This is a genomic window from Flavobacterium oreochromis (genome assembly GCF_019565455.1).
In the GTDB taxonomy this organism is placed as follows: Bacteria; Bacteroidota; Bacteroidia; order Flavobacteriales; family Flavobacteriaceae; genus Flavobacterium; species Flavobacterium oreochromis.
Genome location: NZ_CP067377.1, coordinates 1,350,472 through 1,367,840, shown reverse-complemented (window position 1 = coordinate 1,367,840; position 17,369 = coordinate 1,350,472). Strand labels below are relative to the sequence as shown.

The following is a 17,369-nucleotide window of genomic DNA, read 5'->3' as shown; positions in this document are numbered from 1 at the left end:
AATACCTTCAATCGTATGATTGATTTTTAAATTTAAAAAAACTAGCTTGATTAATAAAATTCTATTTTATCTCTTCTATAATTCATTTAATGCTTTAGTCAACTCATCTAATTTAGGTGTAAGAATAATTTCAATACGACGATTTTTAGCTTTACCATCTGTTGACTCATTTGATACTAGCGGACTATATTCACTACGACCTGCAGCAGTCAAATTTTCTTTTTTGATTTTTGGATTAGATGATAATAAATTCACAATAGCAGTAGCTCGTTTAGTAGATAAATCCCAATTATTTTCTACTCCCCCACCTAGTGTTCCTGTTATTTTATCATTATCTGTATGTCCTTCAATTAGAATTGAAATATCAGGATTATCAGCTAAAACTTTTGAAACTAAATCAACCGCTTTTTACCTTCTGTCCCTACGGTCCAGCTACCTGATTCAAATAATAACTTATTTTCCATAGAAACATATACTTTACCATCTTTTTGATGGATTAAAAGACCTTTTCCTTCAAAAGCTTTTAATGATTTGGCTAATGTTTCTCTTAATTTTTTCATAGAAGCTTCTTTTGCTGCTACTAAATTTTCTAATTCTGTTACACGATCAGAGCGATCTTTAAACTCTTTACTCAATTTATCTAAACGTGCTTTTTCTGCTGCTAAGGCTTTTTCTTTTGCCTCTAATTGTGCTAATAATTCACGATTTTTATCCATATTAGCTTTCAAAGCATCATCGCTATTCTTTTCTAAAGCATTATAAGAGTTCTGCAATGTGGCTAAATTATTAGACGTAGCAGTATAATCAGTTGCCAATTTATCACGCTCTGCCTTTATTTTTTCTAATTCTGCTTTTACTTTTGCTAAATCTAAATCTGATTGACTTTTACCTGATTTGAGTAATTCATTTTCATCTGCCAAGGCATTGCGTTCTTTTTTTAATTCAGCAAATTTATTCTCTAAATCAGTATATATTTTTTTTGAAACACAAGAGGAAGTACTTAACGCTAAAAAAAGTAATCCTATAGAAGTTCTTTTTATCATATTTAAAACATTTGGGGTTATTAAAATTCTACACATACAGGACAATGATCAGAATGCTTAGCCTCTGGTAAAATATAAGCTCTCTTCATTTGATCTTGTAAAGGCTCATGAACTAAGCAATAATCAATCCTCCAACCTTTATTATTAGCACGCGCATTAGCACGATAACTCCACCAACTATAATGATGTGGATCCGTATTAAAAAATCGAAAACTATCTATGAATCCTGACTTTATAAACTTATCCAGCCATGCTCGTTCTTCTGGTAAAAAGCCAGAAACTTTTACGTTTCGTATAGGATCATGTATATCAATAGCTTCATGACATATATTATAGTCTCCACAGATTACCAGATTAGGAACTTCCTTTTTTAACTGATTTATATAGTCATAAAAATCATCCATATACATAAATTTATGTTCTAATCTATCTATATTCGTTCCAGAAGGTAAATATAAACTCATAATAGAATAACCTTCAAAATCTAATCTTAGATTACGTCCTTCTTTATCCATATGCTCAATACCTGTTCCATACACGACATTTTTTGGCTCTATCTTAGACAGAATAGCTACTCCACTATATCCTTTTTTTCAGCAGGAAAATAGTATTGATAAGGATAACCCGCTAATTCAATATCCATCACTGGAATTTGATCTTGAGTCGCCTTTATTTCTTGTAAGCAAATTACATCAGGATTTGCTGCTTGTAACCACTCTAAAAAACCTTTTGTAATGGCTGCACGAATACCATTTACGTTATATGATATAATTTTCATAAAAAAGGAATTAATAAATTAAACCTAAATCACTCATTATGAATAGTATTAATACACCATTCATAGTATAATTGATTTTTTCAAAAGTATAGAATATTTTAGGAGTGTAAACTATTTTTTTAAACAATTAACAAACATTTGAATATCAAACAAATCAGAATAGATTTAATAAAAAAATAAATGATTCATTGTTAAACCATTACATATTATACGACTTTTGCTATATTTGCAACTTGCATTAATCGTAAATATAAATGGGTTTAGTCACTGCCAAAGAAGTCGCAAAAGCAATTAAAACTGATAATTATGGTCCTATTGGGACTTTTTCGGGTTGGTTGTTAATGAAAGCACTTCAGATATCAACATTAAATAAAATTTATGACAGGAATAAACATCTATCCGATGTGGAATTCTTGAATGCAATTTTGGATGAATTCCAAATTAAATTTGAGATTCCTGAAGAGGATCTAAAAAGATTACCTAAAGAAGGACCTTATATAACCATCTCGAACCACCCACTAGGAGGTATAGACGGTATATTACTTCTAAAACTAATGTTAGAACGTGAGCCTAATTTTAAGATTATTGCTAATTTTCTACTACACCGTATAGAACCCCTAAAACCTTATATTATGCCTGTAAATCCTTTTGAAAATCATAAGGATGCAAAATCAAGTGTAATTGGATTAAAAGAAACATTTCGTCACCTGAGTGATGGTAAACCACTAGGAATGTTTCCTGCCGGTGAAGTTTCTACTTATAAAGATGGAAAACTTATAGTAGACAAAGAATGGGAAGAAGGCGCTATTAAAGTTATCAGAAAGGCTCAAGTCCCTGTAGTTCCTATTTATTTTCATGCTAAAAACAGTAAATTATTTTACTTTTTATCAAAATTAAGTAGTACACTACGAACAGCGAAACTTCCTTCTGAATTATTAACACAAAAAGATCGTGTCATAAAAGTTCGTATAGGAAAACCCATTTCTGTAACAGAACAAAATGAATACACTACGCTAGAGGATTACACAGATTTTCTACGCAAAAAAACATATATGCTTGCTAATGCTTTTGCCGAAGAAAAAAGCTCTTTGAAGCACCTATTCTAAAGCCTACTTCAAAACCTGCAAAAGCAATTGTAACTGGAGCTAATCAAGAAAAAATGATTGAAGAAGTAGAAAAACTTCGAAAAAAAGATGCTCGATTACTCCAAAGTAAAAATTATGAAGTTTTCCTAACAGAAGCTAGTGAAATCCCTAATATCTTACACGAAATAGGTCGTTTAAGAGAAATAACATTCAGAGCTGTAGGTGAAGGGACAAATGAATCTATTGACTTAGATGAGTTTGATGACTATTATCATCATATGTTCTTATGGGATGATGATACAAAACAAATTGCGGGTGCTTACCGTATGGGATTAGGCTCAAGAATTTTTGCAAAATACGGAATAAATGGTTTCTATTTACAAAACTTATTCCGTTTTGAACCTGAACTCTATGATATGATGAGTAAATCAATTGAAATGGGACGTGCTTTCATATGCAATGAGTATCAGCAAAAACCAATGCCTTTATTCTTATTATGGAAGGGGATTGTACATACTACCCTAAGACATCCAGAACACAAATTTTTAATAGGAGGAGTAAGTATTAGTAATCAGTTCTCAGAATTCTCAAAATCATTAATGATTGAATTCATGAAATCTAATTTTTACGATCCTTATATTGCTCAATACATTCACCCTAAAAAGAATACAAGGTAAAACTAAAAGATGCTGATAAAGATTTTGTATTTAATGAAGCAGAATCTGATTTAAATAAGTTTGACAAAATAATTGATGAAGTAGAACCGGGTAATTTACGTTTACCTGTACTAATCAAAAAATACATTAAACAAAATGCTCGAGTAGTTGCTTTTAATGTAGACCCATTATTCAACAATGCTATTGACGGTTTAATGTACATTAGAATTGCAGACTTACCAGAAAGTACAGTAAAACCTGTAATGGAAGAATTTCAAGCAGAATTAGAACGAAAAATGAATGAAGAACTGCAATCTAAATAAGATTACAGTTTTTTTAAAAAAGGAGAGGCACTATAAATTTTTTCTATTTAGCCATTTTTTACTTATATTTGTTTAAACTAAAACATTCAAAATGTACGAATTCTTACAAAAATTTCACTCAGGGTGGGCTTATGTAGCCTTAGCTTTATTAGTTTTTGCTATTATTAATAGTTTTCTAGGCAATTCTTCTAATAAAGAGTTTACAACTAAAGATAGAAAAATTGCACTATTTGGTTTAATTGGAACACATATCCAACTTTTAGTAGGTATTTTTTTATATTTTACTTCTCCAATTGGTTTATCAGGTTTTAATATGAAAGATGCTGCTTTAAGACTTACTTCTATGGAGCACCCTATAATCAATCTGATCGCTATTGCCTGCATTACTATTGGATGGTCTAAACACAAAAAAATGGAAACGAGCCATGATAAATTCAAAAAAATAGCTGTTTTTTACAGTATTGGACTTATCCTTATTTTATCTCGTTTACCATGGTCATCTTGGTTAGCATAAAAAACAGTAAGCCCTTTTAATGGGCTTATTTTTTTATAGTATCTTTTTCATAAATACTTAAAAAGAATAAAATTATGGTTAATCGTATTTTAATGGGTGTTTCTACAGTATTGGCGATTGTTCTAACATCCAATTTTTCATTTAGAAAATTTGATTCAACTTCTTTTGAGCCTATTAAAATAGCCCAAGACACAATCAAAAAGATTCTTTAAACCCCATTTCTGACAGTTTATCTATAGAGGAAGGTCTTTACAATTACAAACTATACAAAAGTAAAGGACATGCTTCTTATTATGCCAATCGCTTTAATGGTAGAAAAACGGCTAGTGGAGAACGATTTTACAATCACAAATTCACCGCTGCACATCGGAAACTACCTTTCGGGACAAAGGTTAGAATAACCAATTTAAAAAATGGGCGCAAAATAATTGTAAAAATAAACGACCGTGGACCTCATATTCGCAACCGTGAAATTGACTTATCCCATAAAGCCTTTCAACACTTAGCAAAAGGAAAAGGTGGAGGAGAAATGCCTGTAAAGATTGAAATAGCTATAAAAAAGAAAAAAAATAAATTATTTACCCCATTGATTATAAGGATTTCTACTCAAATAAGCATTATAAAAACGAGGATCTGAAGTAACTTCTTGTCCTAACCATGAAGGTTTTTGAAAAATCTCACATTCTGTCTGTAATTCTATTTCGGCTAAAATAAGCCCTTGATTTACTCCTAAAAAAACATCTACTTCAAAAAAATGTTTTTCAAAAGGAACTTCATAACGTATTTTATCAATTACTCCTTTTTCACAAAGAGGTAAAAGGAGTTCTGCTTCACTCAATAAAATTTCTTTTTCCCATTCCATCCTAGAAATTCCGGTTTCATTACTAGCTCCTTTTACAGTAATATATCCTTTTTCACCTTTTATTCGCACTCTAACTGTTCGTTCAGGAACAGAACTCAAATAACCTTGAACAATTCTATTATGAGTTTTACTTATTTCTAAAAATTGATTATTTGTAACTAAAAATTTACGTTCTATTTCAATCATATTTTTTTTTAAATAACTAAGCGAAGATACTCTAAGTTTTTAAAACCTGTACACTTTTACTAAAACATTAGTAATTTTACAGAATGGAAAGTCTTATTCGCAAAATAATTCATATAGATATGGATGCGTTTTATGCGTCAGTAGAACAAATGGATCATCCTGAACTAATAGGATTACCTATAGCCGTAGGAGGAAGCGAAATAAGAGGTGTAGTATCTGCTGCAAGTTATGAAGCTCGAAAATTTGGAGTACGAAGTGCTATGACTGGTATGCAAGCGAAACGCCTATGTCCTAACTTAATCTTTATAAAACCACGATTTGAACGATACAGAGAAATTTCTCTGAAAATTCGAAAAATATTTTATGAATATACAGATCTTGTAGAGCCTCTTTCTTTAGACGAGGCTTATTTAGATGTAAGTCAAAACAAGAAAAATAATCCTAGCGCAACTCTTATTGCATCAGAAATTAGACAACGTATATTTGATGAAATTGGTCTAACTGCTTCAGCAGGTATTTCTATTAATAAATTTGTCGCAAAGATAGCATCTGATTATAATAAACCCAATGGTCAAAAAACCATTCATCCTAATGAAGTAACTGCTTTTTTAGAAAGTTTAGATATTAAAAAATTTTATGGCATAGGAAAGGTTACAACTGAAAAAATGTATCAATTAGGCATTTATACAGGCGAAGATCTAAAATCTAAAACATTAGCATATCTAGAAGAATATTTTGGAAAGAGTGGCAAACATTATTATTATCTTGTTAGAGGTATTTCTAATAGCCCTGTTAAACCCAATAGAACTTCTAAATCAGTTGCAGCGGAACACACTTTTTATACTAATTTGACTTCTGAAATCTTTATGGAAGAAAAATTAGAACGTATTGCTGATGAATTATCTAAAAGATTACAAAAACACAAATTATCAGGCAAAACAGTAACTCTTAAAATAAAATACTCTGATTTTACCCAACAAACTAGGAGTAAAACACTTCCGTATTTTATCACAGATCGAAATTTACTATTAGAAACAGCTAAAGAACTACTTTATCAGGATCGGATGAAAGATTCTGTTCGTTTATTAGGAATTTCGCTTTCTAACTTAAATACAGAAATAAAAAAAACCGTAGTAGTACAACTACGGTTTGATTTTTAAGTTTTTTATTCTATTTCTGAAATCCTTAATGTGTTTACCATCCCTTTTGCAACAACAGGCATAGCTGCTAAATTCACTAAAATATCCCCTTGGGTTACAAATCCTTTTTCTACCGCTATTTTATTAATATCATCTATGGTATCATCTGTACTAACAAATTTATCATACATAAAAGCATGAACCCCCCACAATAAGTTTAATTGTGTTAGAATGCGCGGATTGGATGTAAATACTAAAACATGTGCGTTAGGTCTCCATGCTGAAACCTGAAAGGCTGTATAACCACTATTAGTTAATGTTGTAATAGCTTTAGCTTCTATATCGCCAGCTAAAATAGCTGCATGATAACAAATATGTTTTGTTATAAAACGATTTGTTTTTACTTGTGGTTGTTTTTGTGGTACGTGTATTAGTGGTGAATCCTCAACTGCTTCAATAATTTGAGCCATTTTTTCAATTACTTGCACTGGATAATTACCTACTGATGTTTCTCCTGATAGCATTACGGCATCTGCACCATCCATTACAGAGTTAGCTACATCATTTACTTCTGCACGAGTAGGCGTAAGACTGGTAATCATAGTTTCCATCATTTGAGTTGCTACAATAACAGGAATACGAGCTAACTTAGCACGGTTAATAAGTTTTTTTGAATTAATGGAACTTCATGTGCTGGCATTTCTACTCCTAAGTCACCACGCGCTACCATAAAACCATCACAATGAGCTACTAATTTGTCTAAATTTTCAATAGCTTCTGGTTTTTCTATCTTAGCAATAACTGGAATTTTATGATCTGAATTTTCTTCTATTAATTCTTTAAGATCTTTAAGATCTTCTGGAGTTCTGACAAAAGATAATGCAATCCAATCTACTTTACTTTCAATTGCAAATAAAGCATCTCGAATATCTTTTTCAGTAAGGGCTGGCAATGATACTTTTGTATTGGGTAGATTAACTCCTTTTTTAGATTTTAATGGACCTCCTTGTATTACTTTACAAACTACTCTACTGGTTTCAATATTACTTGATACTGCTTCAAAAATGAGTTTCCCATCATCTAATAAAATACGTTCTCCAGGATTTACATCTTTAGGGAATGCCTTATAGGTCATATATATATTATCCGGTGTTCCTGGTACATCTTCTACTGTTTGAAAGGTTACTAAATCACCTTCATTTACAACCACATCTTCTTTCATTACGCCCACACGTAATTTAGGTCCTTGTAAATCAGCTAATATAGCGGTAGTATAACCATATTCTTCGTTTAATTCTCGAATAATACGTATGCGTTCTGCAACATCTGTATAGTCTGCATGGGAAAAATTGATACGAAATACATCTGCCCCGGCATCCATCATTTTTTTAATCACTTCTTTCGAACTACAGGCTGGGCCTAAAGTTGCTACTATCTTTGTTTTTTTTTGTGTACGCATTCTTAAAATATCAAATTATTTTTAGATTTAATTTCATTCGGATTTACTTCGTAAACAGCTGAAATCAAATCAATTTTGTTTAACTTATAAATTATTTCTTTTAATTCTATTTGTTCATCATGTTCAATTTTTAATACGAAATCAACTTTTTTTAAATCTGTTACCAAATTTACCTGAGTTGTTATACTGTTTTCTTGAAATAATGAATTTCCTATAATTGAAGGGGGAAGTTCTATCTCTTGCTTATTTTGTATTAGATCCCAAGTCATCATTGTTTCATCATCTTCATATGTAAATCTAGAAAAAGTAGCTAATTGTTTATTGATTTCGACCGAATTTCATTCTCATTTTTGAAAAGTAAAATTCCTAAATTTTGATTGATCTTATAAGCCAATCTATAATCTTCTAAAGTAGTATGAATAGCAAGTAGGTCGTAATCTACCTGATCAAAATCCCCAAGATGAATTTGATGTTTAAGTTTTGTCATACTATTCAACATTGAAAACAAAGGTAAATCTTTTTTAAAAAAGCATTAATATTTATCGTTAAAAAATATCGACAAAAGACAAATTAAGAACCGATAAGATAGATTTCTTATTTTTTAGCTATCTCTTTATATGCGGTTGTACTTGATCAGTAATTTTAAAATTTATACAGAATTTTCTTTATTTCTAAATCTTTTAGAAATTAATACTATTAAAAGATTTTTTGATGACTCCTGAATATAAATAGTAGATCTTTAATAAAAAGATTGCTCCTTTTAAAAAAGGAGCAAGTAATAAAAAGTACCTTTTATTTTTTAAAACCTTTAGTTGTATAGTAAATATTATTTAACATGATGGCTTATGATAAATCTACAACATTTTTTTAAATCCAATTGCCTAAAATCATTTTTTTAAGATAATTTTATATTTTTTTAACAGATATTTCCTATTTTTACAATCTTAGGACACTCCTTGCTTATATTTTGAATGTTATCAAATAAATTTTTTAAATTAATGTAAATCATTTTCTTTAAAAAATTTAACAAAAGAGTTTTATTAAATGATTGACAATGCCTCTTCAATCGTGCTATATATTTTTTCTAACTGTTGATCTGTTATAATATAAGGAGGTAATATATAAATAATATTTCCTACTGGACGAAGTATAATCCCTTTTTCAATAAAAAAATTGTATAATTTATTACGAATAGATCCGTAATAAGAGATTTCTTGATTTGTAACAACTTCTAGTGCAAAAATTACTCCTTTTACTCTAGAGGTTTTTACTTTTGGATGTAGCTTAATTTTTGATTGAAAAAGTAAATGTTGTTGATGAATTCTATAAATATTCTTTTGCGTTTCATCTCTTTGTAATAACTGAATACTAGCTAAAGCTGCAGCACAACCTGTTGGATTAGCCGTAAAAGTATGTCCATGAAAAAAAGCATGATTAACGGATTCATTTTTGAAACCATTAAAAATAACATCCGTAAAGGAAGTAATAGCCATAGGAATTGTCCCTCCTGTTAATGCTTTAGACAAACACATCATATCAGGATTTTCTTTAAGATAATGACAGGCAAAAAGTAGTCCTGTTTTGCCAAAACCAGTCATAACTTCATCAGCTATAGTAAATACTGAATTATTTTTACAAATTGTAATTAATTCATCTAAAATAGCTGGCTCATACATAATCATTCCTGCCGCTCCTAGAACTAGGGGTTCAAAAATAAATGCTGCAACTTGATGCTCTTGTAAGGCTTTTTGAATTGCTTTTTTAGAAATTTCTTCTTTTCCTTTTATTGGAACGGGAATTCTAATAACTTTTATTAATGAATCCTGAAAAGCTTCTGTAAATAACCCTATTCCGCTTACTGCCATAGCACCAAAAGTATCGCCATGAAAAGCGTCTTCAAAAGCTATTATTGTATCTTTTTTAATTCCTTTATTAAAAAAATATTGAAAAGAAGCTTTTATAGCTATTTCAACAGCTGTTGATCCATTGTCTGAATAGAAAAATTTTTTTTGGTTGGGTGGTAATATTTCAACTAATTTTTCAGCTAGTTCTACTGCCTTATTATGTGTAAAACCTCCAAATAGAACGTGTTCTAAAGTAATTAATTGATCATAAATAGCTTTTGCAATAAATTCATTTGAATGACCAAAAGGATTTACCCACCAAGAAGCTATAGCATCTATATATTCTTTGTTTTGCTGATCCCACAATAGGGCATCTTTTCCTTTTACTATAGCTGGTAACGTTCCTATTGTTTGATGTTGTGTGTAAGGGTGCCAATTATATAGTTGGTCTTTTTCAGATAAAGTCATAAAATTATTTTATTTAACTCAATAGATAAGTATCTTTTAATTTTAAAAAATCTTATAGTTTTAATAAATGATCTCGGAATTTATCAGCATAATAGGAAATTACATTTTCATCAAAATACGGTTCGTTCTCTATACGTCCTATCATTTGTAGATTTGATTTATTCAGAATAATGGTTTCTGTTGGAGGGTTTTCATCTCCTGAAAAAATAATTCCTGCAACTTTTATATTTCTAGTTTTAAACAATTCTAAAGTCATTAAGGTATGATTAATACTCCCTAAATAATGTCTAGAAACCACAACCACTTTATAATCAGGCTTAATTAAATCAATAACGTAATCTGACTCGTTTAACGGAACTAAAATTCCTCCAGCACCTTCAATTACTAAATGGTTATCTGTTAAGGGTTCTACAATTTTTTTAAATCTATTACAACATTATCAATTGTAGCTGCAAGATGTGGGCTGGCAGGAGTATTTAATGCGTAAGCATTAGGGTGTATTTTTAACTTAGGATTTGCAACTCTTATTTTTATTTTATGGCTATCTGAATTATCTAAATCACCTGCTTGAATAGGTTTCCAATAATCTGCTTCTAATGCTTGTGTAATAATAGCTGATGCAACTGTTTTCCCTACATCAGTCCCTATACCTGCAACAAAAATTTTCATTTTATAACATTTTTTTATTACAAAAATAGGAAAAACACATACTCATACTATATTTTGATAATATTCTTTATTTAAATGAACAGATTGCATTAGGCTTTTAACTCCTTATTTTTCAATCTTTTTTTATAGATAGGAAATTTTTATATAGGGGGTAATTCTGAATGATACTCTTTTTCTTAATTAGTAATAATGCACTAAGTATTTGTAAAATAAACTTTTGAGATTGTATTGAGAATATAAGTGATTAAATGAGGGTGTCCAAAAAGTAAAAAATCAACATCTAGTTTATGATTCTTGAAGAATCTGTTCTTTTTACTAAAACAAGAAGGATTTATTTTTCTGGACACCTTCATAAAATTTTATGTGTGCTATTAAAAATTTTTATTAAAAGCCATAATTAAATCCTAGACCAAATACTTCTCTAATTTGAAAAGCAGCAACAGCATTATCATCATAAATAGCTTGAAAAGCTAAATTAGTAGATATATATTTATTAATTTTCATTACTACGTTTGCTTGGTAATCAATATCTACATTTTGTGGTTTATCTAAATAGTTAGCGTATAAGTTTAAAATGTTTTCCCACGTAACATTATCCATTAGTTTAAATTTGTAGTAGCCTTGTAAACCCGCACCAAACTCAAAACGAACAGATTTTCCTTGTTCCACGCCAAAAGAAGTGCCATTTTCAGTAAAATGTGAATGAACTAAAACTAAACGAGCGGTTGCAGGAGCTATATTAAATTTAAAATTTTCATGTTTTTTCCACATCATACCAGGTCCTAATTGTAAATAAGCTGGCGAGAAAAAATGAGATATTTTGTTTCCGTTCGTATCAAAACCAGAATCCATTTGTGTTTTAAAATCTAAGAAAGCGGAATAAAACCAATATCCTTTTGCTCTTTTTCCTAATACTGAGTTATATAATAATCGATCATCAGATTTACGAATAGGAGCATCTTTTAGTTTTGTTAAACCGTAAGCAACAATGATTTTATTATCCCAAATTAGGTCTTTTGATTTATAATTGAAGTCATAATTAATATTAATATTACCTGCAATACTAGAAGTTCCTCCAGCACGCCATTTATCATTGAATGCTGATTGGTTAAATAAGAAATTAAAATTACCTCCTTTTTTCCAGCCTACACTCGTTGTGTCTTGTGCTTTTTTTTCTGTTTCTGAAGTTCTTTTTATTAATTCTCCTTCAGTTGTTTGTGCATTAAGCAAAGTTTGACATGCTAAAATAGCCAAACATAAAATTGATTTTCTCATAATGTAAATGTTTATTTGGTTCTCTTAAAAATCGGAACTGCTGAACAGGCTTCACCAAACATTACACTTTTTGCCACTTTTTGTAATTGTGCAATTGCCATGATGTATGCTTCTTTCGGAACAGGTTTTTTCGAGCAACCTTTCAAAATTACTGGTTTATCAAGGTATTTACTGAAATCGATTCGTAGAATTTCTTCTATATATAAATTTATATCAATTTCTTCTATATTTCCAAGTATAATTTTTTTTGCGTATTGATCTAAATAAGAAGCAACTAATATAGGGGCCCAAGTGGGTAAAATAGCATCTGAACTACAATAAATGGCGCAATAATGATCTTTATATTGTGACCAATCATGATTTTTTAGGGCTTCTCTAAATTGTTTTTCTCTTAATAAAAAACCTTCTATAAGCCACTGACTTATATCAACAGTAGTTCTTGTACCTATTGGGTAAAAATCTTCAAGATCAAATACTTCAAGTGAGCTATTAGCTACTTTATTTACTATTTCTTCCATATTTTTTTCATGTAAAAGATAAAAAGTCAAAAGATATTGCTTAAATATTTTTGACTTTTTATAAGGTGCGATTAAAGCATTCCTAATTCTAATTTTGCTTCTTCACTCATTAAATCTTTACTCCAAGGTGGGTCAAAAGTAATTTCTACTTCACATGATTTAACCGCTTCTAATTTTTCAATTTTTTCTTTTACTTCATTAGGGAGTGTTTCAGCCACAGGGCAGTTAGGTGATGTTAACGTCATCAGAATTTTCACATCCATGTCTTCATTAACAAAAACATCATAAATTAAGCCTAATTCGTAAATATCTACGGGAATTTCAGGGTCGTAAATACGTTTTAAAACTTTTACTACTTCTTCTCCTAGATTAATGTTGTCGTTGAATTCTTCCATTACTATTCAGTTTTGAGTCATCTTTTTGAATCACAATAAAGACTTGTATACGATGATTACAGATATGACTATAATTTTATTTTTTACTCAAAAATGCTAATGCGTACATTTTTATTTGTTTAATCATTGATACTAAACCGTTGGCTCTTGTGGGTGATAAATGTTCCTTTAAGCCTATTTCATCTATAAAGTCTGTTTTAGCATCTAGGATAGCTTGTGCGGGTTGATTAGAAAATGTTCTAATTAATATCCCTATAATTCCTTTAGTCAAAATAGCATCACTATCAGCTGTAAAAACAATGTTTCCTTCTTTTTCTTCTGCATGAACCCATACTTTAGATTGACAGCCTTTGATTATATTTTCTTCTGTTTTGTATTCTTCTTCAATTAGGGGTAATGATTTTCCTAGCTCAATTATGTATTCATAACGTTGCATCCAATCATCAAACATTGAAAACTCATCTACAATTTCATTTTGAATTTCTTCTATGGTCATTCTTAATAGAATTTATTTCTGTTAATTATTGCTTTTTATATAAGAAACTAATTTTGATACAAATTTTTCAATCTCTACAGGTGGATATCCGTGATCAAAACCTGCTGATTGATATTCTTGACCGTCTTTTGTTATTTTTAGATCAGCATGAGGTGCTCCATCATGATAACGGAGTTGAGTAGGAGCTTTTAGTTTATTTAACTCCTTTAAATTAATTTGGCTTAACAAATTTTGCAACTCATTTATTTGTGTATTTGTTAGTTTTATCTCTCTAAGATGTTCTTCTTCTCGATTTTCTGTATAACTTAAAGCATCATTAGTTAGTTTAATTTTTAAATAATAACCTCTTGTATTAGCAATATATTCAACAAACATTCCTTTTTCCTGTTTATTTGTTATACTATTCTCAACTGACTTAATAGAGGTATCAATGGGTTTATTTTTTTCATCTGTTACTACAGTTGTTCCAGATGTGGTTAAAGTTGTTTTTTTGCATTTACAAGAAACCAATAAAATAAAAACTGAAAATAAGGTGAGTGCAATTTTTTTCATCTGATTATTTTTTTTAAGATAACATCATTTTTGCTTTTTTTACAGCTTCTACAAAGGTATCAATCTCTTCTTTTGTATTATAAAAAGAGAAACTTGCTCTTACAGTCCCTGGAATTTCAAAGAAATTCATGATGGGTTGTGTACAATGATGACCTGTTCGAACGGCTATACCTAATTTATCTATAATTGTGCCAATATCATATGGATGAATCCCTTGAATATTAAAAGAAATTACAGATGTTTTGTTTTCTGCTGTTCCAAATATTTTTAAACCTTCTATTTCTAATAATTTTTCGGTAGCGTATCTTAAAAGTTCTTTTTCTTGTTTCTGGATGTTTTCAAAGCCTATTTCATTCAAATAATCAATTGCAATACCCAGAACAATTCCATCAGCTATATTAGGAGTTCCAGCTTCAAACTTATGTGGTAATTCAGCATAAGTAGTTTTTTCAAATGTTACTTCTTTTATCATCTCTCCTCCTCCCATATAAGGAGGAAGCTTATTTAACCACTCTTGTTTTCCATATAAAATTCCAACTCCTGTTGGTCCACAAATTTTATGTCCAGAAAAGACATAAAAATCACAATCTAAAGTTTGCACATCTGGTTTTAAATGGGGTGTAGCTTGAGCTCCATCAATTAAAACAGCAGCATTTACTTGATGTGCTTTTTGAATAATATATTCGATAGGATTTATTGTCCCTAAAGCATTTGAAATATGATTAACGGAAACTAGTTTAGTTTTATTAGAAAGTAATTTATCAAATTCTGATAAAATTAGCTCTCCTTTTTCATTCATTGGAATAACAACTAATTTAGCTCCTGTACGCTCACATAGCATCTGCCAAGGTACTATATTGCTATGATGTTCTAATGTGGAAACAATTACTTCATCATCAGGATTTAAAAGAGTTGTAAATCCATTTGCTACTAAATTAATTCCTTGGGTAGTTCCTGATGTAAAGATAATCTCATAATTATGTTTTGCATTGATGTGTGTCTGAATTTTATCACGAGATTCTTCATAAGCATTAGTTGCTAATTGACTCAAAGTGTGTACTCCACGATGAATATTAGCATTGATTTCGTTATAGTATTTAGAAATAGCATCTATTACTACTTTTGGCTTTTGAGCAGTAGCTCCATTATCAAAATATATTAAGGGTTTCCCATTTACTTTTGTTTTAAAATAGGAAAATCTTCTCTAACTTTTTGGATATCAAACATATTATTTAGAAAAATTCTAAATGCAAAATTAGTTAATTAGTTAGGATATTTTATTAAAGTTTTTAAAAACTTTCATTTCTTCCTGTTCTATTAAAGCTTTCTTATTTAAATTCAATGGGGATTTTTTTATGTTACTAAGAACATTTCTATTATAATAAGTAATAACTGAATTTGTTTTTAGTAAATGAAAATTTATTGTGTTTATACTTTTCTTTTTAAAGTTATTAATTTTTTGATTCATTAAATAGGTTATTAGGAATGATATTATCCATACAAATAGTAAAATATTTTTAGTTATTAAAAATATCTATTTCTTAAAATTATCTTTAATAAGAAAAATCATTTTTTTTATGATAGTAAAAAACTTTATATTGCAGTAAATAAATATTTTTTAAGCAATATTCTTTAACTAGACAATGTATATAATTTCATACAAATAAAATAAGGATTGCTACTATCTAATTTAATATCATTACACAGATGAAAAAAATACTAGGATTTATCACATTCGTTTTTATAGGTGTTTTAGGGATTGTAATATTTCAAAATTATCCAAAGCTAGATTTAATTTCGGGGTTTTCAGCAAAAAGTGTTGCTTCTGGTCATTTTTTAGATAATCGGCCCCTCTCTATTATTGAAAAAACAGATAATGATATTAACTTAATTGATTTAGCTAAAAATGAAATTAATGATGAAAATAAATTTGCTGAATCATCAGTATACGGATTTAAGAAAAGAAAAGCGGTATACAGAGAAGGTTTAGGAACAGTATTAATTAATGATGATTATGACCCAAACAAACCTTATTTAGTTCCTAAACGAAATTTTACAATTAACAAAAAAATACCTTTCCCATATGGTGGTGGTGAACCATCTAAACCTGATTTTACCAACATTAATTATGATCGTTTAAACAAGGCTGTTTCTCAAGGATTTGAACCTAATAAAAAAGGGAAGAGATGTACTCGCGCAATAGTAGTAGTTTATAAAGACCAAATTATTGCTGAAAAATATGCTCCAAATTTCACTAAAAATTCAAGATTATTAGGATGGTCCATGACAAAAAGTATAACTGGAACTTTATTTGGTATTCTTCAAAAACAAGGTAAATTAAATATTAATCAACCTGCTCCCATTACTGAATGGAAAAATGATGCGCGTAAAAACATTACTATCCATAATCTATTACAAATGAATTCAGGTCTAGAATGGGATGAAAATTATGATAAAATATCTGATGCGACTAAAATGTTATTTCAAGAGAGTGATATGACTAAATCTCAAATAAAAAAACCATTAGTTGGAAAACCTAACGCTAGTTGGAACTACTCCTCTGGCACAACAAACTTACTTTCAGGAATCATTCGTTATCAGTTTAAAACACATCAAGAATATTTAGACTTTTGGTATAGTGCGCTAATTGATAAAATTGGAATGCATTCAATGATAGTTGAGACAGACTTAGCTGGACATTATATAGGCTCTTCTTATGCTTGGGCTAATGCTCGTGATTGGGCAAAATTTGGTTTGTTATATTTACATAAAGGAAACTGGAATGGTGAACAATTATTCGATCCCAGCTGGTCTAATTATGTAGCTACTCCTACTCCTACTTCTAATAATGAATATGGTGCTCAATTTTGGTTAAATGCAAGTGGTGTATTACCTGATTGCCCTAAAAATATTTATTATGCTGATGGTTTTCAGGGACAACGTGTGTTTATAATACCTTCTCATGATATGGTAATCGTTCGTTTAGGCTATGGTCATATAGACTTAAATACTCTAGTAAAAGACATTTTAGCTAGTATAAAACAATAATCTATAAAATAGTTACCTGTCTTTATCCGAATAATATTTATAGATTATTCGGATAATAA

General features: G+C 29.6%; 13 protein-coding genes and 6 pseudogenes. 5 read left to right on the top strand and 14 right to left on the bottom strand.

Annotated elements, in window-relative coordinates:
- Positions 1-75 precede the first annotated feature (75 nt).
- Positions 76-1,043: pseudogene (locus JJC03_RS06580) on the bottom strand (OmpA family protein).
- A gap of 20 nt (positions 1,044-1,063) precedes the next feature.
- A pseudogene (locus JJC03_RS06575) lies at positions 1,064-1,821 on the bottom strand (exodeoxyribonuclease III).
- Between the two features lie 254 nt (positions 1,822-2,075).
- On the opposite strand from JJC03_RS06575, the pseudogene JJC03_RS06570 reads away from it, so the two are divergent.
- The 3 genes and pseudogenes from JJC03_RS06570 to JJC03_RS06560 all read left to right on the top strand — a co-directional run bounded on the left by JJC03_RS06570 (position 2,076) and on the right by JJC03_RS06560 (position 5,036).
- Positions 2,076-3,885, top strand: a pseudogene (locus JJC03_RS06570) (lysophospholipid acyltransferase family protein).
- A gap of 91 nt (positions 3,886-3,976) precedes the next feature.
- On the top strand, positions 3,977-4,399 hold the full coding sequence (locus JJC03_RS06565) for a hypothetical protein (RefSeq protein WP_088397520.1): 423 nt from the start codon (positions 3,977-3,979) through the stop codon (positions 4,397-4,399).
- A 217-nt stretch (positions 4,400-4,616) separates the two neighbouring features.
- Positions 4,617-5,036: a septal ring lytic transglycosylase RlpA family protein gene (locus JJC03_RS06560; RefSeq protein ID WP_309597789.1), complete on the top strand. Its 420-nt coding sequence runs from the start codon at positions 4,617-4,619 to the stop codon at positions 5,034-5,036.
- On the opposite strand, the gene JJC03_RS06555 is transcribed toward JJC03_RS06560, so the two are convergent.
- Complete coding sequence (locus tag JJC03_RS06555) at positions 4,974-5,447, bottom strand: CYTH domain-containing protein (RefSeq protein WP_088397522.1); 474 nt, start codon at positions 5,445-5,447, stop codon at positions 4,974-4,976. The genes JJC03_RS06560 and JJC03_RS06555 overlap by 63 nt on opposite strands.
- Positions 5,448-5,530: 83 nt before the next feature.
- On the opposite strand from JJC03_RS06555, the gene dinB reads away from it, so the two are divergent.
- On the top strand, positions 5,531-6,607 hold the full coding sequence (gene dinB / locus JJC03_RS06550) for a DNA polymerase IV (protein ID WP_088397523.1): 1,077 nt from the start codon (positions 5,531-5,533) through the stop codon (positions 6,605-6,607).
- A 5-nt stretch (positions 6,608-6,612) separates the two neighbouring features.
- Here the strand turns inward: dinB and pyk are convergent.
- From pyk to JJC03_RS06500, 11 genes and pseudogenes are all read right to left on the bottom strand, one after another.
- Positions 6,613-8,045: pseudogene (gene pyk, locus JJC03_RS06545) on the bottom strand (pyruvate kinase).
- A 2-nt stretch (positions 8,046-8,047) separates the two neighbouring features.
- Positions 8,048-8,317, bottom strand: coding sequence for an IPExxxVDY family protein (locus JJC03_RS17505; protein WP_258932472.1), 270 nt, complete (start codon positions 8,315-8,317; stop codon positions 8,048-8,050).
- A gap of 38 nt (positions 8,318-8,355) precedes the next feature.
- Positions 8,356-8,532 (bottom strand): IPExxxVDY family protein, encoded by a 177-nt coding sequence (locus tag JJC03_RS17500; protein ID WP_258932470.1) that lies wholly within the window; start codon positions 8,530-8,532, stop codon positions 8,356-8,358.
- Between the two features lie 553 nt (positions 8,533-9,085).
- The gene (bioA, locus tag JJC03_RS06535; RefSeq protein WP_088397526.1) at positions 9,086-10,357 is read right to left on the bottom strand and encodes an adenosylmethionine--8-amino-7-oxononanoate transaminase; all 1,272 of its coding nucleotides are present in this window, start codon (positions 10,355-10,357) and stop codon (positions 9,086-9,088) included.
- Positions 10,358-10,409: 52 nt separating this feature from the next.
- Positions 10,410-11,026 (bottom strand): annotated as a pseudogene (gene bioD / locus JJC03_RS06530) (dethiobiotin synthase).
- A 384-nt stretch (positions 11,027-11,410) separates the two neighbouring features.
- On the bottom strand, positions 11,411-12,301 hold the full coding sequence (locus tag JJC03_RS06525) for a DUF3078 domain-containing protein (RefSeq protein ID WP_088397528.1): 891 nt from the start codon (positions 12,299-12,301) through the stop codon (positions 11,411-11,413).
- An 11-nt stretch (positions 12,302-12,312) separates the two neighbouring features.
- Entirely contained in the window at positions 12,313-12,819 is a 507-nt protein-coding gene (locus JJC03_RS06520; RefSeq protein ID WP_088397529.1) for a DUF2480 family protein, read from the bottom strand.
- Between the two features lie 71 nt (positions 12,820-12,890).
- Positions 12,891-13,214, bottom strand: a complete 324-nt coding sequence (locus tag JJC03_RS06515) for an SUF system Fe-S cluster assembly protein (RefSeq protein WP_014166706.1) — start codon at positions 13,212-13,214, stop codon at positions 12,891-12,893.
- Positions 13,215-13,290: 76 nt separating this feature from the next.
- Positions 13,291-13,710: a SufE family protein gene (locus tag JJC03_RS06510; RefSeq protein WP_088397530.1), complete on the bottom strand. Its 420-nt coding sequence runs from the start codon at positions 13,708-13,710 to the stop codon at positions 13,291-13,293.
- A gap of 21 nt (positions 13,711-13,731) precedes the next feature.
- Positions 13,732-14,262 carry a hypothetical protein gene (locus tag JJC03_RS06505; RefSeq protein WP_088397531.1) on the bottom strand — a complete coding sequence of 177 codons (531 nt, stop codon included), beginning with the start codon at positions 14,260-14,262 and terminating at the stop codon, positions 13,732-13,734.
- A gap of 13 nt (positions 14,263-14,275) precedes the next feature.
- Positions 14,276-15,489: pseudogene (locus JJC03_RS06500) on the bottom strand (aminotransferase class V-fold PLP-dependent enzyme).
- A 480-nt stretch (positions 15,490-15,969) separates the two neighbouring features.
- Here JJC03_RS06500 and JJC03_RS06495 point away from each other — a divergent pair.
- Positions 15,970-17,310, top strand: a complete 1,341-nt coding sequence (locus JJC03_RS06495) for a serine hydrolase domain-containing protein (RefSeq protein ID WP_235874195.1) — start codon at positions 15,970-15,972, stop codon at positions 17,308-17,310.
- The last annotated feature ends 59 nt before the right edge of the window (positions 17,311-17,369 follow it).